Annotated in this window: 15 protein-coding genes; 11 read left to right on the top strand and 4 right to left on the bottom strand. The window is 64.6% G+C overall.

The window, feature by feature from the left end; all coding sequences use genetic code 11:
* Nucleotides 1–55: 55 nt before the first annotated feature.
* The 11 genes from ABIB91_RS18285 (at nt 56) to ABIB91_RS18235 (ending at nt 12,099) form a co-directional block, all read left to right on the top strand.
* Nucleotides 56–1,036, top strand: a complete 981-nt coding sequence (locus ABIB91_RS18285) for an ABC transporter permease (RefSeq protein ID WP_007593842.1) — start codon at nt 56–58, stop codon at nt 1,034–1,036.
* Nucleotides 1,037–2,005 (top strand): ABC transporter permease, encoded by a 969-nt coding sequence (locus ABIB91_RS18280; protein ID WP_007593845.1) that lies wholly within the window; start codon nt 1,037–1,039, stop codon nt 2,003–2,005. It abuts the gene before it with no gap.
* A 13-nt stretch (nt 2,006–2,018) separates the two neighbouring features.
* Nucleotides 2,019–3,005, top strand: coding sequence for an ABC transporter ATP-binding protein (locus tag ABIB91_RS18275; protein ID WP_007593847.1), 987 nt, complete (start codon nt 2,019–2,021; stop codon nt 3,003–3,005).
* Complete coding sequence (locus tag ABIB91_RS18270; RefSeq protein ID WP_354163030.1) at nt 3,002–3,991, top strand: ABC transporter ATP-binding protein; 990 nt, start codon at nt 3,002–3,004, stop codon at nt 3,989–3,991. Before ABIB91_RS18275 ends, ABIB91_RS18270 begins: the two co-directional genes overlap by 4 nt.
* An 81-nt stretch (nt 3,992–4,072) precedes the next feature.
* Nucleotides 4,073–5,878, top strand: coding sequence for a gamma-glutamyltransferase family protein (locus ABIB91_RS18265; RefSeq protein WP_354163033.1), 1,806 nt, complete (start codon nt 4,073–4,075; stop codon nt 5,876–5,878).
* Nucleotides 5,879–5,887: 9 nt separating this feature from the next.
* Entirely contained in the window at nt 5,888–6,598 is a 711-nt protein-coding gene (locus ABIB91_RS18260; RefSeq protein WP_354163036.1) for a DUF1028 domain-containing protein, read from the top strand.
* Nucleotides 6,595–7,584 carry an ABC transporter ATP-binding protein gene (locus ABIB91_RS18255; protein WP_354163039.1) on the top strand — a complete coding sequence of 330 codons (990 nt, stop codon included), beginning with the start codon at nt 6,595–6,597 and terminating at the stop codon, nt 7,582–7,584. The genes ABIB91_RS18260 and ABIB91_RS18255 overlap by 4 nt, the downstream gene beginning before the upstream one ends.
* Nucleotides 7,584–8,684: an ABC transporter ATP-binding protein gene (locus tag ABIB91_RS18250; RefSeq protein ID WP_354163042.1), complete on the top strand. Its 1,101-nt coding sequence runs from the start codon at nt 7,584–7,586 to the stop codon at nt 8,682–8,684. The genes ABIB91_RS18255 and ABIB91_RS18250 overlap by 1 nt, the downstream gene beginning before the upstream one ends.
* Before the next feature lie 23 nt (nt 8,685–8,707).
* A complete protein-coding gene (locus tag ABIB91_RS18245) occupies nt 8,708–10,231 on the top strand; it encodes an ABC transporter substrate-binding protein (RefSeq protein ID WP_354163045.1) in 1,524 nt (507 codons plus the stop codon).
* 31 nt (nt 10,232–10,262) lie between these two features.
* Nucleotides 10,263–11,204, top strand: coding sequence for an ABC transporter permease (locus ABIB91_RS18240; RefSeq protein ID WP_354163048.1), 942 nt, complete (start codon nt 10,263–10,265; stop codon nt 11,202–11,204).
* 4 nt (nt 11,205–11,208) lie between these two features.
* Nucleotides 11,209–12,099 carry an ABC transporter permease gene (locus tag ABIB91_RS18235; RefSeq protein ID WP_354163051.1) on the top strand — a complete coding sequence of 297 codons (891 nt, stop codon included), beginning with the start codon at nt 11,209–11,211 and terminating at the stop codon, nt 12,097–12,099.
* A 219-nt stretch (nt 12,100–12,318) separates the two neighbouring features.
* Here the strand turns inward: ABIB91_RS18235 and cnbZ are convergent, their stop codons facing one another.
* From cnbZ to ABIB91_RS18215, 4 genes are read right to left on the bottom strand one after another with little or no spacing between them, the layout of a single operon-like run.
* Nucleotides 12,319–13,065: a 2-amino-5-chloromuconate deaminase CnbZ gene (cnbZ, locus tag ABIB91_RS18230; RefSeq protein ID WP_354163054.1), complete on the bottom strand. Its 747-nt coding sequence runs from the start codon at nt 13,063–13,065 to the stop codon at nt 12,319–12,321.
* Nucleotides 13,066–13,074: 9 nt separating this feature from the next.
* Entirely contained in the window at nt 13,075–14,325 is a 1,251-nt protein-coding gene (locus tag ABIB91_RS18225; RefSeq protein ID WP_007593875.1) for an adenylate/guanylate cyclase domain-containing protein, read from the bottom strand.
* Nucleotides 14,322–14,711 (bottom strand): response regulator, encoded by a 390-nt coding sequence (locus tag ABIB91_RS18220; protein ID WP_007593876.1) that lies wholly within the window; start codon nt 14,709–14,711, stop codon nt 14,322–14,324. Before ABIB91_RS18220 ends, ABIB91_RS18225 begins: the two co-directional genes overlap by 4 nt.
* Nucleotides 14,708–17,305: an ATP-binding protein gene (locus tag ABIB91_RS18215; RefSeq protein ID WP_354163058.1), complete on the bottom strand. Its 2,598-nt coding sequence runs from the start codon at nt 17,303–17,305 to the stop codon at nt 14,708–14,710. The genes ABIB91_RS18220 and ABIB91_RS18215 overlap by 4 nt, the downstream gene beginning before the upstream one ends.
* Nucleotides 17,306–17,342 lie beyond the last annotated feature (37 nt).

The raw sequence follows: 17,342 nt of genomic DNA, 5'->3' as shown, positions 1-17,342 counted from the left end.
GCTATTTCGGGCTAACGCAATGATGCGTGCCACTGAAGAAATGTGAAAGGAACAGATGCTCGCTTTCACACTGCGCCGGGCCATTCAGGCCATTGGTGTCATGATCGCCGTCGGGATCATCTCCTTCTCGATGTTTCGTTTCGCCGGCGATCCCGTGAACCAGATGGTCGGGATGGACACGTCGGGCGCCGAACGTGCCGCGATCCGCAAATCGCTCGGCCTCGACGATCCCGTGATCGTGCAGTTCGGCCGCTATATCGGCAACGCTGCGCAGTTCAAGTTCGGCGTCTCCTACCAATTCCGCCTGCCTGTCAGCAATCTTCTGATGGAGCGGATGCCCGCGACCCTGGAGCTCGCGATCTGCGCCACCATCTTCGCGATGCTCTGTGGCATCCTGATGGGCGTCTATTCGGCGCTTCGCCGCGACAGCTGGCTCACACACGCGTTCCAGGCGATCTCGCTGATCGGCATCTCGCTGCCGACCTTCCTGATCGGCATTCTCATGATCTACCTGTTCTCGGTGACGCTCGGCTGGCTGCCCTCGTTCGGGCGCGGCGACGTCGTGCATATCGGCTGGTGGACGACGGGTCTGCTGACGCTGTCCGGACTGAAGGCGCTGATCATGCCCTCGATCACGCTGGGCTTGTTCCAGATGACGCTGATCATGCGCCTGGTCCGCACCGAGATGCTCGAAGTCATGCGCACCGACTACATCCGCTTCGCCCGTGCCCGCGGCCTCACCACCCGCGCCATCCATTACGGTCATGCGCTGCGCAACACGCTGATCCCGGTCATCACGGTGGCCGGCCTGCAATTTGGCTCGGTAATTGCATTTGCGATCATCACCGAGACCGTGTTCCAGTGGCCCGGCATGGGGTTGCTGTTCGTGCAGGCCGTGCAGAATGTCGATATCCCGATCATGGCCGCCTATCTGATGATGGTGTCCCTGATCTTCGTCACCATCAATCTCGTGGTTGATATCCTCTACACCATCGTCGATCCGCGGCTGCGCTCGACGATCAGCCGGGCACATTGAATGAGCGAAGCCGTCGTCCCGCACAAGGTCGAAGAACGCGGCCCGCGCGCCGACGCGCCGGGTTGGTTCAAACGCGCGCTCGACAGCGATCTGTTCTATTCATTTCGCCGCTCCAAGATCACCATGGTCGCAGCGGCGGTGACGCTGCTGTTCTTCCTGGTCGCGATCCTCGCCTCGGTGCTGTCGGTCCAGAATCCCTTCGACCCGGCGCAGCTCCAGCTGATGAACTCGCGCATTTCGCCATTATGGACCTCCGACGGCCAGAGTCCGTTCCTGCTCGGCACCGACGAACAAGGCCGGGACGTATTGTCCGCGATCCTTTACGGCATGCGCATCTCGCTTCTTGTCGGCGTGCTCGGCGTCGTCTTCTCCGGCGCGATCGGCATCCTGCTCGGGCTGACGGCCGGCTATTTCGGCGGTGCCGTCGACGGGCTGATCATGCGCATCGCCGACGTGCAGCTTTCATTCCCGGCGATCCTGATCGCGCTGCTGATCAACGGCATCGCCAAATCGGTCTTCGGCAACAAGCTCGACGAGATGAGCATGCTGGCTGTCCTGGTCTTCGCGATCGGGTTGAGCTTTTGGGTGCAATATGCCCGCACCGTGCGCGGCTCCGTCATGGTCGAGAAGAACAAGGACTATGTCGCCGCCGCCCAGCTCATTGGCCTGCCCGCTCCGGTGATCATGTTGCGCCACGTGCTGCCGAACACGATGGGGCCGATTCTCGTCATCGCCACCATCAATCTCGCGCTCGCCATCATCACCGAGGCGACGCTGTCGTTCCTCGGCTCGGGGATGCCCGAGACCATGCCATCGCTGGGCACGCTGATCCGCATCGGCAACAACTATCTGTTCGCGGGCGAATGGTGGATCGTCGCCTTCCCTGGAATCGCACTCGCGGCGCTGATCCTGTCGATCAATCTGCTCGGCGACTGGCTGCGTGACGCGCTTAACCCGAAACTCCGATGAGTATGCAGCGTTCATGACCGAGCCCGTTCTCTCCGTTCGTAATCTTCAGGTCGAGTTCGCCTCCCGCCGGGGCACGCTGCGCGCGATCGACAGTGTCTCCTTCGATATCGCCAAAGGCGAGGTGCTCGGTGTTGTCGGCGAGTCCGGCGCCGGCAAATCGGTCACCGGACTCGCGGTCATTGGCCTGATCGATTCCCCTGGCCGCATCTCGGGCGGCGAGATCCGCCTCTCCGGCCTGCGCATCGACAATCTGCCGCCGGAAGAGATGCGCCGCGTGCGCGGAAAACGTATCGGCATGATCTTCCAGGACCCCCTCACCTCGCTCAATCCGCTGTACAAGATCGGCGACCAGCTCATCGAGACGATCAGAACCCATCTGAATCTGTCCGAGACCGCCGCCCGCCGGCGAGCCATCGACCTGCTCGCCGAAGTCGGCATTCCGGCTCCGGAAAAGCGCATCGACGGCTATCCGCACGAATTCTCCGGCGGCATGCGCCAGCGCGTTGTGATTGCGCTCGCGATCTGCGCCGAACCGGAGCTGATCATCGCCGACGAGCCGACCACCGCGCTCGACGTCTCCGTACAGGCGCAGATCATTTCTCTGATCAAGCGGCTCGGCCGCGACCACGGCACCGCGGTGATGCTGGTGACCCACGACATGGGCGTGATCGCCGAGACCTCCGACCGGGTCGCGGTGATGTATGCCGGCCGCGTCGCCGAGATCGGTCCGGTGCAGGACGTGGTCAGGGACCCGCTGCACCCCTACGCCAAGGGCCTGATGGGCGCGATCCCGACCCTTGCCGGCGACGACAAGCGTCTGGTGCAGATCCCCGGCTCCATGCCGCGCCTGTCGGCGATCCCGCGCGGCTGTTCGTTCAATCCGCGCTGCGCATTCGCATTCGACCGATGTCGCGTGGAGAGGCCGGAGCCGCTGCCGCGCGGCGCGCAATCGGTCGCCTGCCATCTCTATGACAGCGTGCCGGCGGAGAGCGCGGCATGAGCACTCCCTTCGTCCAGGCCACGAATCTTCGCCGCGTCTTCGACGTCTCGAAGCCCTGGCTCAACCGCATGCTCGAAGGCGGGCAGCTCGAATATCTCAAGGCCGTCGACGGCGTCACCTTTGACATCAGGAAGGGCGAGACCTTTGCACTGGTCGGCGAATCCGGCTCGGGCAAGACAACGGTGGCGCGGATGGTCGTCGGCTTGCTGCCGCCGAGCTCCGGCAACGTCTTGATCGACGGCATATCGATGACCGATCCGCGGCAGGCCCAGGCGCGGCGGAAACTGCGCCGCCGCATCCAAATGATCTTCCAGGATCCTTATGCGAGCCTGAACCCGCGCTTCCGGGTCGACGCCATCATCTCCGAGCCGATCCGCGCTTTCGACCTGATCGAGGGCGAGCGCGACATCCAGGCGCGCGTCGGAGAGCTTCTCACCCTCGTCGGCCTGCATCCCGACGACAGGTTGAAATTTCCGCACGAATTCTCAGGCGGCCAGCGTCAGCGCATCGCGATCGCTCGCGCGCTCGCCTCCGACGCGGAGTTCATCGTCTGCGACGAGCCGACCTCCGCGCTCGACGTCTCCGTGCAGGCGCAGATCCTGAACCTGATGCGCGACCTCCAGGACAAGTTCGGCCTGACCTACATGTTCATCAGCCACAACCTCGCCGTGGTCCGCCACATGGCGAGCCGCGTCGGCGTGATGTATCTCGGCCGCATCGTCGAGATCGCGGAAGGGCGCGAGCTGTTTGCCCGTCCGCGCATGCCCTACACCAAGATGCTGCTCGGCGCCGTGCCCGATCTTGCCATGAGCGGCCGCCAGCGCATTCCCGTGAAGGGCGAGATCCCGAACCCGATCAATCCGCCGTCCGGGTGCGCCTTCAATCCGCGCTGCCCGCTGGCGTTCGATCTCTGCCGCAAGGAGGCGCCGAGCCTGATCAACGGCGTCGCCTGCCATGCGGTCAACACCGCGCCGATACCGGCGTGACGCGCGCGTGCCATGCAGCCTGCGCATTTGGCGACGGCCTGGCCCTGTGATCAATTGCGCGCGCCGCAAATGAGGTAGTCCATGGCCAGCATCGTCAATCCCGATCCGTTCACGACACGCCCCGAGATCGAAGGCACCTTCGGGGTCGTCGCGACCACGCACTGGATCGCGACCGCTATCGGCATGGCCATCCTGGAAAAGGGCGGCAATGCCTTTGACGCCGGCGTCGCCACCGCTTTCACGCTCCAGGTGGTCGAGCCGCATCTGAACGGCCCCGGCGGCGACGTTCCGATCATCGTGCACGACGTGAAGCGCGGCCGCACCGAGGTGATCTGCGGCCAAGGTCCGGCACCGGCCCGCGCCACCATCGCGCATTACAAGAGCGAAGGCCTCGATATGGTGCCTGGCACCGGCCTGCTCGCGGCCTGCGTCCCCGGCACCTTCGAATCCTGGATGATGATGCTGCGTGACTACGGCACGATGCGCGTGCGCGACGTGCTGGAGCCCGCGATCTCCTATGCGCGCGACGGCTATCCGCTGGTCGAGCGCGCCTGCGCCACGATCCAGACCGTCGAGCAATTATTCCGCACGCACTGGCCGACATCAGCCGCCGTCTATCTCCCGAACGGCGAAGTGCCAACACCGGGAACGCTCTTCACCAACAAGACACTTGCGGCGACCTACGCACGGATCCTGAGCGAAGCCGAAAGCGGCGGCGGCGGTCGGGACGCCGAGATCGAGCGTGCACGCAAGGCCTGGTCGCAAGGCTTTGTCGCGGAAGCCATCGACAAATTCTGCCGGACGCAGGAGGTGATGGACGTCAGCGGCTCGCCGCATCGCGGTGTGCTGTCGGCCGATGACATGGCGCGGTGGCAGCCGACGGTCGAGGCCCCGCTCACCTACGATTATGGCCGCTACACCGTCTGCAAGGCCGGCGTTTGGAGCCAGGGCCCGGTGACGCTGCAACAGCTCGCGCTGCTGAAGGGCTTTGCGCTCGATGGGTTGGACCCGACGGGGCCGGAATTCATCCATCTCCAGATCGAATGCGCCAAGCTCGCCTTCGCCGACCGCGAAAAATTCTACGGCGATCCCAAGTTCAGCGAGATCCCGATCGGAACGCTGCTGTCGGATGCCTACAACAACGAGCGCCGCAAGCTCGTCACCGACGAGGCCTCGCTCGATCTCCGGCCCGGTGCGATCGAGGGCTTTGGCGGCGTGGTCAAGCTGCGCCGCGCCGAAGGCCAACGCGAGGCCGTCGGCGCGCTCGGCGCCGGTGAACCGACGGTGGGCCGCTTCGGCGAGGTGCGCGGCGACACCGTGCATTTCGACATTATCGACAAGGCCGGCAACATGGTGTCGTCGACGCCGTCGGGAGGCTGGCTGCAATCCTCACCTGTCATTCCCGAGCTGGGTTTCTGTCTCGGCAGCCGCGCACAAATGTTCGATTTGGAGGAGAACCAACCGAGTTCGCTGGCGCCGGGCAAGCGGCCGCGCACCACGCTGTCGCCGAGCATGGCGCTGCGCGATGGCGAGCCGTATCTCGCCTGGGGCTCGCCCGGCGGCGACCAGCAGGATCAATGGATCACGCAGTTTTTCCTGCGGCACGTCCATTGCAACCTCAATCTCCAGGAGGCGATCGACGCCCCGGCCTGGCATTCCGAGCACTTTCCGATCTCGTTCTGGCCCCGCACCGCGCGCCCCGGCGTGCTCGTGGTCGAGAACCGCGTGCCGAAGGCGACGATCGAGAATCTTCGCGAACGCGGACATATCGTCGAGGTCGGTCCCGGCTGGTCGGAAGGCCGCCTCACCGCGGCTTCGCGCGTCGGTCCGCGCCGCCGGGCTGCCGCCAATCCGCGCGGCATGCAGGGCTACGCCGCAGGGCGCTAGAGGCAGCACATGACCTGGTCGATCATCGCGCGCGATTCTGCTACCGGCCAGTTCGGCATCGCCGTTGCCACGCGCTTCTTCGCCGTCGGCGCGCGCGTGCCTTATATCGCCGCCGGCCTCGGCGCCATCGCGACGCAGGCCTTCGTCAATCCATATTACGGCATCGACGGCGTCAAGCTTTTGCGCGAAGGCCTCAACGCACATGATGTTCTCGCCAGCCTGCTCGCAACCGATGACGGCCGCGAGAGCCGCCAGATCCACATCATGGACGCCAGCGGCGCGATCGCCGCGCATACCGGGCGCGATTGCGTCGACTGGTGCGGCCAAATAGCCGGCAGCGGCTTCTCGATCGCCGGCAACATGCTCGCGGGCGCCGATGTGCTCGACGAGACCGCAAAAACCTATATCGCCAATGACAGCCTGCCCTTCCCGCGCCGCCTGCTCGCCGCGATGCGCGCGGGCGAGGCCGCCGGCGGCGACAAGCGCGGCAAGCAATCCGCTGCGCTCCTGATCCACGGCGAGGAGGAATGGCCGGCATTGGACCTGCGCGCCGACGATCATCCCGATCCGCTCGGTGAGCTCGAGCGGCTCGAACGGGTCAGCCACGAGCTCTGGGTACACTTCCGCGCCTCCATGCCGACGCGGCAGAACCCGGCCGGCAACACCGATCGCAGCGTCATCGAGGCCAGCATCGCCGCAGCGCGCGCAGAACGATCATGAACCCGAGCCCGCTCATCGAGATCAGCGATCTGCGCATTCGTTTTCACGGCGACGACGGCCGCCTCACCTACGCGGTCGACGGCGTCGATCTCAGCGTCGCCAATGGCGCGACGCTCGGCCTCGTCGGCGAATCCGGCTGCGGCAAGAGCGTGACGTCGCTGGCGATCATGGGCCTGCTGCCAAAGCAGAGCGCGGAGATCTCCGGCGCGATCCGCTTCGACGGCTTCGACCTGCTTAAGACATCGGACCAGACGCTGCGCGACCTCCGCGGCAACCGGCTCGCGATGATCTTTCAGGAGCCGATGACTTCGCTCAATCCGAGCTTCACCATCGGCGACCAGATCGTCGAGACGATTCTGCGCCACCGCGGCGGTTCGCGCAGGAGTGCGCGCGAGCGGGCGATCGATCTGCTGCGTCGCGTCCACATCCCCTCGCCCGAGCGGCGGATCGACGAATATCCGCACAAGCTCTCCGGCGGCATGCGCCAGCGCGTCATGATCGCGATGGCGCTGGCCTGCGACCCGCGGCTGCTGATCGCGGACGAACCCACCACCGCGCTCGACGTCACGCTGCAGGCGCAGATCCTGGAGCTGATGCGCGAGTTGAAGGCGGCGAGCGGCGCGGCCATCATCCTGATCACCCACGATCTGGGCGTCGTCGCCGAAGTCTGCGACGAGGTCGCGGTGATGTATGCCGGCGAGATCGTCGAGCGCGCGCCGGTGGACGAGCTGTTCTCAGCGCCGCAGCATCCCTACACCGTCGGCCTGCTCGGCTCGATCCCGCGGCTCGACCATCGCGCCGAACAGCTCGCCACGATCGAGGGCATGGTTCCGAACATGATGCAGCCGCCTGCGGGATGCCGCTTCGCCGCACGCTGCCCCTTCGTGCTGGACGCCTGCACCAAGGCGCCGCCGCGGCTGGTCGAAATCAGTCCCGGCCACCTCTCGCGCTGCATCCGCGCGCCGCTCGAACGTCTGGTGTCGTGATGGCGCTGCTCAAGGTCGATGGCCTGGTCAAGCATTTCGTCGCCGAGCGTTCGCTGTTCGGAAGGGCGCTGGCGCATGTCAAAGCCGTTGATGGCGTTTCCTTCTCGCTCGATGCCGGCAAGACGCTGGCGCTGGTGGGTGAGTCCGGCTGCGGCAAATCCACCGTCAGCCGCCTGGTGCTGCGGCTGATCGAGCCGGATGCAGGCACGATCCGTTTCGAAGGCCGCGATCTGCTCTCGCTCGACGCCGGCGCGCTGCGCGCCTTTCGCCGCGAGGCGCAGATCATCTTCCAGGATCCCTACGCCTCGCTCAATCCGCGCATGACCGTCGGCCAGATCCTGACCGAGCCGCTGGCGCTGCACAACCTGGTGCCGCCCGCCCGGCGCCGCGAACGCGTCGAGGAGATCCTGCGGCTGGTCGGGCTGGAGCCGCGGCTGGCGCGGCGTTACCCGCACGAATTCTCCGGCGGCCAGCGCCAGCGCATCGCCATCGCCCGCGCGCTCGCGGTCGAGCCGAAACTGATCATCTGCGATGAGCCGGTTTCGGCGCTCGACGTCTCGATCCGCTCGCAGATTCTCAATCTGCTGCGCGAGCTCCAGGACCGGCTTGGGCTGGCCTACATTTTCGTCTCGCATGACCTCGCCGTGGTCAAGCACATCGCCGACCACGTGGCGGTGATGAATCTCGGCCAGATCGTCGAGACGGCGGCGGCGGACGCACTGTTTGCCGCGCCCCGCCATCCCTATAGCCGGGCCCTAATGTCCGCGATTCCCGTGCCTAAACCGCGGGCAAAGCGCAGCCGGATTGTGCTGCAGGGAGAGATCCCCAGCGCGCTCAATCCGCCGCCGGGATGCCGCTTCCACACCCGCTGCCCCTACGTGGTCGACCGTTGCCGCAGCGAAATGCCTCAGCTCGTGCCGGATGGCATCGGACATGCAACGGCATGCCACCGAACGTCGGAACTGCCGTCGTCCGAGGCAATCGTCCCAACGGACGGCGGCTTCTCCCCGGTTCTCGAAAAATTGGTCGCCGCTTTCAGCGGCGGCCCGGAAGCAGTCCGCGGCAGCGGGGTTAGTTCATTGGGGACGAACCCGGCATAGCCGTAAAACAGAGGTTGAGAGCGATGAGTCCTATGCGTTTGGCACTCCTGGCGTCGGCATTGCTGACGTCGCTCGTAGGCGCGGCCCAAATCCAGGCTCAAGCCCAGACCACGCTTCGCATCGGCATCGGCGAAGACCCTGATATCCTCGACCCCACCATCGGCCGCACCTATGTCGGGCGGATCGTGTTCTCCGCCTTCTGCGACAAGCTGTTCGACATCGACGAGAAGCTGAACATCGTGCCGCAGCTCGCGTTGTCGCATGAGACCTCGGCCGACGGCAAGGAGATGACGATCAAGCTCCGGCCGAACGTGAAATTCCACGACGGCGAACCGCTCGACGCGGAAGCGGCAAAATTCTCGATCGAGCGTCACATGACGCTGCCGGGTTCGTTCCGCAAGTCCGAGCTCGCCAGCGTCGACCATGTCGAGGTGGTCGATCCCCTGACCATCAAGCTGGTGCTCAAGACGCCTTACTCCCCGTTGATCGCCCAGCTGACCGACCGCTCCGGCATGATGGTGTCGCCGAAGGCCGCCAAGGAGGCCGGCGACAAGTTCGGCCTGCATCCGGTCTGCGCCGGTCCCTACAAATTCGTCGAGCGCGTGCAACAGGACCGCATGGTGTTCGAGAAATTCGCCGACTACTGGAACAAGGACAACATCCATATCGACCGCGTCGTGTTCCTGCCGATCGTGGACGCCACGGTGCGCCTTGCCAACCTGAAGTCCGGCGGACTCGATCTGATCGAGCGCGTGCTCGCCACCGACATCAAGGACGTCCGCGCCGACCCCAAGCTCGTGCTGTCAACGGCGCCTGAGCTGGGCTATCTCGGCCTGACCATCAATATTGGCAATGACAAGGCCAAGGGGCCGCTGAGCCAATCGGCGAAAGTCCGTCAGGCGCTCGATCTGTCGATCGATCGCGAGGCGATCAACCAGGTCGTGTTCAACGGCGAGTTCACCCCCGGCAATCAATGGGTCAGCCCGACGCATCCCTATTACCAGAAGGCATTCCCCCTTCATGGTCGCGACATCGCAAAAGCGAAGGCGCTGTTGAAGGAGGCTGGCGTCAGCCTGCCCGTCACGGTCGACTACATGGTGCCGAAGGGGACCGAGTACGAGGCCGTCGCCCAGGTCGTGCAGTCCATGGCGGCCGAAGCAGGTTTCGACATCAAGGTCCGCGTCGTCGAATTCGCGACCACCTTCAAACAGGCCCAGGCCGGCGAGTTCCAGATCTTCCAGATCAACTGGAGCGGTCGTATCGATCCCGACGGCAACTCCTATATCTTCATGCGCAGCAAGGCACCGCAGAACGATGGCGTCTATTCGAATCCGGAGGCCGACAAGCTGATGGAAGAAGGAAGGCTGACCGCCAATGTCGCGGAGCGCAAAGCGATCTACGAGAAGATGACCAAGATCCTGCTCGACGATTTGCCGATCATCTACATCTACCACCGCACGCTTCTGATTGCGCACACGACCAAGCTCCAGGGATACAGGCAGATGCCCGACGGGCTGGTGCGCGTGGTCGGGCTGAAGTTCAAGTGAGCGTGGCATCGCCCGACAACCGGCCGGCGCCATGCTGAACTTCCTCGCCCGCCGCATTGTGCAGATCGTGCCGACACTGTTCTTCGTGTCGCTGCTGATCTTCTCGCTCCAGCAATTGCTGCCGGGGGATCCCGCGCTGGTGATGGCCGGCGAGGAGCGCGATCCCGCGGCAATCGAACAGATCCGCCATCAATACCGGCTCGATCAGCCGATCCCCGTACAGTACGTCTATTGGCTTAAGGGCGTTCTATCAGGCAATTTCGGTGAATCGCTGCGCAACAAGATGCCGGTACGCGAGCTGATCGCGCAGAAGCTGCCGGTGACGCTCCAGCTCGGCTCGATGGCAATGTTGATCGCGCTCCTGATCGGCATTCCCGCCGGCATCGTCTCCGCCGTGAAAAGGGGCACCGTCTGGGACTATGGCGCCAATTTGTTCGCGCTGTGGGGCATCTCGACGCCGAATTTCTGGCTCGGCATCATGCTGATCTTCCTGTTCTCGATCGAGCTCGGCTGGCTGCCGGCGTCCGGCTACGTGCCGCTGACCGAGGACTGGCGCGCGAGCCTCGCCGCCACCATCATGCCGGCCTTCGTGCTCGGCAACGCGATTTCCGCGGTCCTGATGCGGCACACCAGGAGCGCCATGCTGCAGGTGCTGGAAAGCGACTATGTCCGCACCGCGCGCGCCAAGGGATTGTCCGAACGCTCGGTCATCCTCAAGCACGCCATGCGCAACGCACTCACGCCGATCATCACACTCGGCGCGCTCGAGCTCGGCACGCTGTTGTCGGGGGCGGTTCTGACCGAGCAGATCTTCTCCATTCCCGGCTTCGGCAAACTGATCGTGGACGCCGTATTCAACCGCGACTACGCGGTCGTACAGGGCGTCGTGCTGGTGACGGCGACGGTCTACATTACCCTCAATCTCGTTGCCGATGTCGCCTACATCCTCGTCAATCCGCGGCTGCGGGGCTAGACTCATGACCGATGCCGCCCTGCCCGCCGCCGCTCCTATCGCGCAAGCTGACGAGCTGGACAGCCCGGCGCGTCGCGCCCGGCGGCGCTTGTTCAAACGCAAGGCCGCAGTATTCGGACTTGTCATGGTCACCTTGTTCGTCGGCTTCGCGCTGCTCGCGCCGTTCGTCGTGCCCTACGATCCGATCGCGACGAGCTGGGGCCTCGTCCGCAAGCCGCCCACCGCGGCACACTGGTTCGGCACCGACGAGCTCGGTCGCGACATCCTGAGCCGCGTCGTCTACGGCGCGCGCGCGTCCCTGCTCGCGGGCCTCATCTCGGTCGCGATCGCGCTGGGCGTCGGCGTTCCGCTCGGCCTGCTCGCCGGCTATCGCGGCGGCTTCGTCGATGCGCTGATCAGCCGGATGACCGACGCGATGCTGGCCTGCCCATTCCTGATCCTGGCGATCGCGCTCGCCGCATTCCTCGGTCCGAGCCTCGGCAATGCCATGATCGCGATCGGCATCTCGGCAACCCCGATCTTCATCCGCCTGACCCGCGGCCAGGTGTTGAACGTCAAGGCCGAGGACTATGTCGAGGCGGCGCGCGCGCTCGGCAACCCGCCGTGGCGGATCGCGTTTTCGCACATCCTGCCGAACATCCTGCCGGCGCTGCTGGTGCAGGCGACGCTATCGATTGCCGCCGCCATCATCGCCGAAGCCGCGCTGTCCTTCCTTGGCCTTGGCCAGCAGCCGCCGGCGCCGTCCTGGGGCAGCATGCTCAACGCAGCGCAGCGTTTCCTGACCCAGGCGCCCTGGATGGCGATCTGGCCGGGGCTTGCGATCTTCCTCGTGGTGCTGTCGCTGAACCTGCTCGGCGACGGCCTACGTGACGCGCTCGATCCAAGGCAGCGTTAGAGCGGAATGAGAATAGGTTGAATTAAGCGGCCCCGGGCTTGGTGCACCTCTCCCGCTTGCGGGAGAGGCCGGCGCAATGCGCCGGGTGAGGGCTCTCTCCTCTTGGGGGTTCTCGATTGCGGAAATACCCTCTCCCCACCCCCCCCCCCGCAAGCGGGGGAGGGAGCACACCTCCCCCGTTGCAGCAAACGAGCCTGATCTCACCGGTCCTTAGTCTAGCTAGATCACGACCTCGCGCATCACACGGCGGCAATCCATCTCGTATTCGAGATCGACCACCGGCGGCCGGGCATAGTGCCAGGTCAGGCCGGACCGCAACGCCCCGCGGCGGACGAGCTCGTCGACCAGCGTGTGGTGGAAGTCGTGCACGGAATAGGCCTGCACGCCGGTCGTGTCCTTCCAACCGAAGCCGAAGGACGTCATCCTGTTCTCCATCTGGGACGTCGTCGTGAAGCGCACCTTCTCGCGAAGGCCTTCCAAGCTGAGGTCGCGGTAGCGCACGGTGCGCTCGACATAGGTCCCACTGCCCTCGCGCGCCTCGGCGCCGCCTGATATCACGAAGCTCGGCGTCTTCGAGCCTGTCGGCCGCGTGAAGGAGAACGCATAGAACGACGGCTTGGCCGGTGGATCGATCTCGGGACAGACATTGCTGCGCGCGACCGGATTGGTGGTGCCGTCGAAGATGCCCCATTCGGACAGCGTCTTCACATAGTGCAGGTTGAACGCGCGAAAGCCTTCCTCGCTGAAGGCCGCGGGCGAGCGCAGTTCGCAGGCGCAGAACGCCGTCAGCGGCCGCCCCGCCGCCTGAATATACTTCGCGGCAAGCGCAAACCCTTCCGCGAGCGGCACCAGCCGGTCGAAGCGGACGCGCTCGATCTCATAGCCATCGTCTGCGGCCGCACCGGCCGAGTACTGAAATACGGACGGAATGAAACGGTAGTTTCCGGCGCTAAATTCACCAACCATGTCGGACTCCTATTCCAGTTGCATGCGAATGCCCTTGTCGCCGTTAAGCAGGCGCTTCAGGTGAAAGCCGGCCAGGGAATCGTCGGCATGCATGCCGACGAGTGCGGCGAAGGCCGGCATGGCGGCGGCATCACCGGCCTCCATCTTGGCAAAAGCCTTGGAATACAGCGCCGTTTCCGGCGCAGCGAATTGGGCCGGAGCCAGCGGCTCGAACGCGCGCAACGGTTCGCTGCGTCCACGCAGCATCAGCTCGCCGACGGGACGACCTCGAAAATTCTCAGCCGTCTCGGCGATGCCGTCACTGACGCAAATCCGCGTGCCCAGATGCTTGTTCGCGGCTTCCAGCCGTGCCGCGATGTTGATGGAATCTCCATACGCGGTGTAGTCGAAAAACCGGTTGCCGCCAAAATTTCCGACCAGTGCCGGCCCGGCGTGAATGCCGATACGGGTGGTGCCGAAATTCACGCCTCTCACCTTCCAGCGCGCGGAAAAATCCTCGGCCCAGGCGTCGAGATCATGTGCGCAGGCGACCGCGCGGGTCGCATAATCGGGCTGATCGCCGGGTGCGTTGAAGAGCACCTGGATCGCATCGCCGATGATCTTGGCGACAGTCCCCTCGTGCGCGAAGACGACCTCGGTCATGCCGCCGACATACTCGTTGAGAAGCGCGCCCAGCGTCTCCGGAGGCGCACTCTCGACCAGCGAGGTGAAGCCGGTAATGTCCGTGAAGATGGTCGCGACATCGCGCCACTGCACTTCGATTCCCTCGCTCTCACCGCTGGCCGCCAGACGCTTGGCGAGCTCGGGCGAGAAATGACGCGAGAGCGCGGCATGGGCGCGCTCCGCCTCCGCCTGGCGGCCTCGCACCTCACGCAGCATTTCGATGTGGCGGATGGTCTTCTGGATCGTCATCTCGAGGTCGGCGAAGTCGATCGGTTTGGTCAGGAAGTCGAACGCACCGCGGTTCATCGCAGTGCGGATATTGCTCATGTCGCCATAGGCAGACACGATGATGGTGGACTTCTTGTCTTCGGCTTCCTGGAGTTTCGCCAGCAGCGACAGCCCGTCCATCCTGGGCATGTTGATGTCGGAGACCACCATGTCGACATGGGGGTTCTGCTCGAGCGACTGCAGCGCTTCGAGGCCGTCGCGCGCGAACATGATGGTCACCGACCCATCGCGAATCTGCCTGCGGAATTTTTGCAGGACCAACGCCTCGAGATCCGGCTCGTCGTCGACGAAGAGGATGGTCGCGGTCATGCGGCTTGCCCGAGCCTCGTGTCGATTTCCTGCCGCAGCAGCGCGAAATCGATCGGCTTGGTGAGAAGTCCGACTGCGCCGCGCTCGATAGCCTTCCGGCGCGTCTCGGCGTCGCCATAGGCGGTGATCATGATGACGGGAACGTCCGGATGCGCAAGACGCACCTTCGGCAGCATGTCGAGTCCGCTCATGCCGGGCATGTTGATGTCGGACAGGATCAGGATCAACGAGGGATCGCGAACCTCGGCAGCGAGCTTCAGCGCATCGGGCGCGGACGGCGCGAATTCCATCTGGAAGCGGCCGGCGCGCAAATCGCGCCGGAACTGCTGCCGGAACAGCGCCTCGACGTCGGGCTCGTCATCGACAACCAGGATGTAAACGTTCAAGTCTTGCCTCCGGAAGTGTCGCCCGCCGCCATCATGCGCGGCAGGGTGATGATGAACTCGGTGAATACGCCGGGCTCGGTGTTCACGTCGATCGTGCCGCCGTGCTGATTCACGACGATGTCATGGCTCATGGAAAGGCCAAGGCCGGTGCCCTCGCCGGCCGGCTTGGTGGTGAAGAAGGGATTGAACATCTTCTCCTTCACATCGGAAGGGATCCCGGTGCCGTTGTCGCGAATGCGGATCTCGACCCTCTCGCCGAGAGTTTTGGTAGCCGCGCGTAGCGTGGGCTCGAAGGCGCCTGCGTCGCTCTCCTTGCGCTTGGCGGTGGCGTAGAAGCCGTTCGAGATCAGATTGAGGAAGACGCGCGTGATTTCCTGCGGATAGATATCGACCATGCCTGCGGCGGGGTCGAAGACGCGCTCGATCGTGACATTGAAGCCGGGCCGTTCGGCACGTGCGCCGTGATAGGCGAGATTAAGGCTCTCCTCCAGGATCGCGTTGATATCGCTGGGGCGATGCTCGCCGGAGCCCTCGCGCGAATGCAGCAGCATGTTCCTGACGATGGAATCGGCGCGCTTGCCATGCTGCACCACTTTTTCGAGGTTGCTCTTGAGCATGCCGGTCAGCTCCTCGACCTCCTCCTTCGTCTTGCCGTCGAGCGAGGCCGCTTGCAAGGCCTCGTTGAGCTCGTCGATCAGCTCGGTCGACACCGCCGAGAAATTGTTGACGAAATTGAGCGGGTTCTTGATCTCGTGCGCGATCCCCGCCGTGAGCTGGCCGAGGGACGCGAGCTTCTCGGTCTGGATCAGGCGGTCCTGCGCGGTACGAAGATCGTCGAGGGATTGCGACAGCTCCGTCGTACGCTTGCGCAACTCGTTCAGAAGCCGCGTATTCTCGATTGCGATGACGGCTTGCTTCGTGAAGTTCTCAACCAACGCGATTTGCTTGTCGGTGAACGGCCGGACCTCTTTGCGATAGACCGCGACGGTTCCGATCAGCTCGCTGTCCCTCATCATGGGCACGATGACGATCGTGCGGGCGCCGGCGACGTCGGAGATTCCACGAATGGTCGGCCCCCCGGCAAGATACGCCGGAGTTTGTTGCACATCGTGCACGTGAACAACCTGACGTGTCCTGACGACCTCAGCAAGCGCGCTCTCCGGATGCGGACGGATTGCCATATCTTTCCGCGAAGCCGCGAACGCGGGCGGCACATTGTAATCCGCAGCAATCGTGAAACTCTCGCCGTCCCACAAATTCATCACGCCGAAACTCGCGCCACAGACGCGTGTGGCATTCTCGAGCATCTTGTGGAACACCGGCGCGAGTTCGCCCGGAGACGAGCTGATGACCTGCAACACTTCCGACGTAGCCGTTTGTTGCTCGAGCGACTCGGTCAACTCGGCCGTTCTCACCTCGACCTTCTTCTCCAGGTCCGCATAGGATTCCTGCAGACGCTCGCCCATGTCGTTGAACTGGTCCGCGAGCCCCTCCAGCTCGTCTCCGGTTCGGATCGAGATGCGCTGGGAGAAATCGCCGCTGCCGATGCGCTCGGCGCCGCGCCGCAGCGCCTGGATCGGCCCGACCATGCGGCGCGCCAGGAATATCCCGGCAAGCACCGCGAAGATCGACGCCGCGAGCAGCACGAATGCAAGCCGTTCCAACGCGGCATAGAGCGCCGCATAGGCTTCCTCGACCGGGAGCTCGACGAACATGGTCCAGTGCAGCGGCGCAATCGGCGCCGACGCGGTCAGCACCTTCTGTCCTTGGAGATTGCGCGCTTCGGAAAGCGCGTCGAACGAGGCGGTGCCCCCGGCAAGCGCGGCGTGCACCTGGCTGAGACCAGACATGTCGGTATTGCGCAGGACCAAGCTGATATCGGGGTGCGCGATCAGGCGTCCCTCCGGACCGACCACGTAGGCGTGTCCGTGCTCGCCGACCTTGATCTGGGATACCACGTCCCAGATCAGCTTGAGATTGACCTCCGCGATACTGACGCCGGCATCCTTGCGCGACCCGGCCTGCGCCAGGGTCATGTACGGCTCGGATTCCCTGCGGAAATAGACCGGACCGTAAAAAACCTTGTGCGCGACCGCCTCGGTGAACTTCGGATCGTCCGACAGGTCGATGCCGCTGTCGATCGCGTCCATGGCGAGCCGCGAGACCCGCAGCCGCTCCCTGCCGGTCGCATCGACCTGGGCGAGCTCGGTAACCGCGGGGACCTGGCGCAGCAGCCGCAGCGCATCGAAGCGGCGCTGCTCGATCGAACCCGCCGACCAGGGCAGCTGCGTGGTCCAGCCGAGCTGGCTCTCGATCTCCTTGACGAACTGACCAATCTTGGCCGCGGCTGCCTCGGCCTGTTCATGCTGGACCCGGATCAGCGCGGCCTTGTGCTCGCGATAATAGAAGAGGACCTCGAACAGCCCGTTGGCCAGCAGCGCGATCGCGACGACAGCCACGAACAGCGCCACATATTTGGTGAAGAGCCGGCTCCTGATCCCCTGCCCTGGCGTCGTGCCCGACGCGACGGCAACCGGCGCCGCGCTTGGCAGCGTCCTGGCTTGCGGGGTGTCAGGGTGGAGGGAAAGGCTCATCCCGCCGAACCTAGCAAGAAGACGGGACCTTGTCTCT

This window comes from Bradyrhizobium sp. JR4.3, from assembly GCF_040547695.1.
In the GTDB taxonomy this organism is placed as follows: domain Bacteria; phylum Pseudomonadota; class Alphaproteobacteria; order Rhizobiales; family Xanthobacteraceae; genus Bradyrhizobium; species Bradyrhizobium canariense.
This window is presented reverse-complemented; position numbering and strand designations above follow the sequence as displayed.

Coding starts and splice junctions, on each gene's coding strand:
- ABIB91_RS18250 (WP_354163042.1), top strand. CDS start 7,584: ATGGCGCTGCTCAAGGTCGATGGCCTGGTCAAGCATTTCGTCGCCGAG.
- ABIB91_RS18280 (WP_007593845.1), top strand. CDS start 1,037: ATGAGCGAAGCCGTCGTCCCGCACAAGGTCGAAGAACGCGGCCCGCGC.
- ABIB91_RS18225 (WP_007593875.1), bottom strand. CDS start 14,325: ATGACCGCGACCATCCTCTTCGTCGACGACGAGCCGGATCTCGAGGCG.
- ABIB91_RS18215 (WP_354163058.1), bottom strand. CDS start 17,305: ATGAGCCTTTCCCTCCACCCTGACACCCCGCAAGCCAGGACGCTGCCA.
- ABIB91_RS18245 (WP_354163045.1), top strand. CDS start 8,708: ATGAGTCCTATGCGTTTGGCACTCCTGGCGTCGGCATTGCTGACGTCG.
- ABIB91_RS18275 (WP_007593847.1), top strand. CDS start 2,019: ATGACCGAGCCCGTTCTCTCCGTTCGTAATCTTCAGGTCGAGTTCGCC.
- ABIB91_RS18265 (WP_354163033.1), top strand. CDS start 4,073: ATGGCCAGCATCGTCAATCCCGATCCGTTCACGACACGCCCCGAGATC.
- ABIB91_RS18260 (WP_354163036.1), top strand. CDS start 5,888: ATGACCTGGTCGATCATCGCGCGCGATTCTGCTACCGGCCAGTTCGGC.
- ABIB91_RS18235 (WP_354163051.1), top strand. CDS start 11,209: ATGACCGATGCCGCCCTGCCCGCCGCCGCTCCTATCGCGCAAGCTGAC.
- cnbZ (WP_354163054.1), bottom strand. CDS start 13,065: ATGGTTGGTGAATTTAGCGCCGGAAACTACCGTTTCATTCCGTCCGTA.
- ABIB91_RS18270 (WP_354163030.1), top strand. CDS start 3,002: ATGAGCACTCCCTTCGTCCAGGCCACGAATCTTCGCCGCGTCTTCGAC.
- ABIB91_RS18240 (WP_354163048.1), top strand. CDS start 10,263: ATGCTGAACTTCCTCGCCCGCCGCATTGTGCAGATCGTGCCGACACTG.
- ABIB91_RS18285 (WP_007593842.1), top strand. CDS start 56: ATGCTCGCTTTCACACTGCGCCGGGCCATTCAGGCCATTGGTGTCATG.
- ABIB91_RS18255 (WP_354163039.1), top strand. CDS start 6,595: ATGAACCCGAGCCCGCTCATCGAGATCAGCGATCTGCGCATTCGTTTT.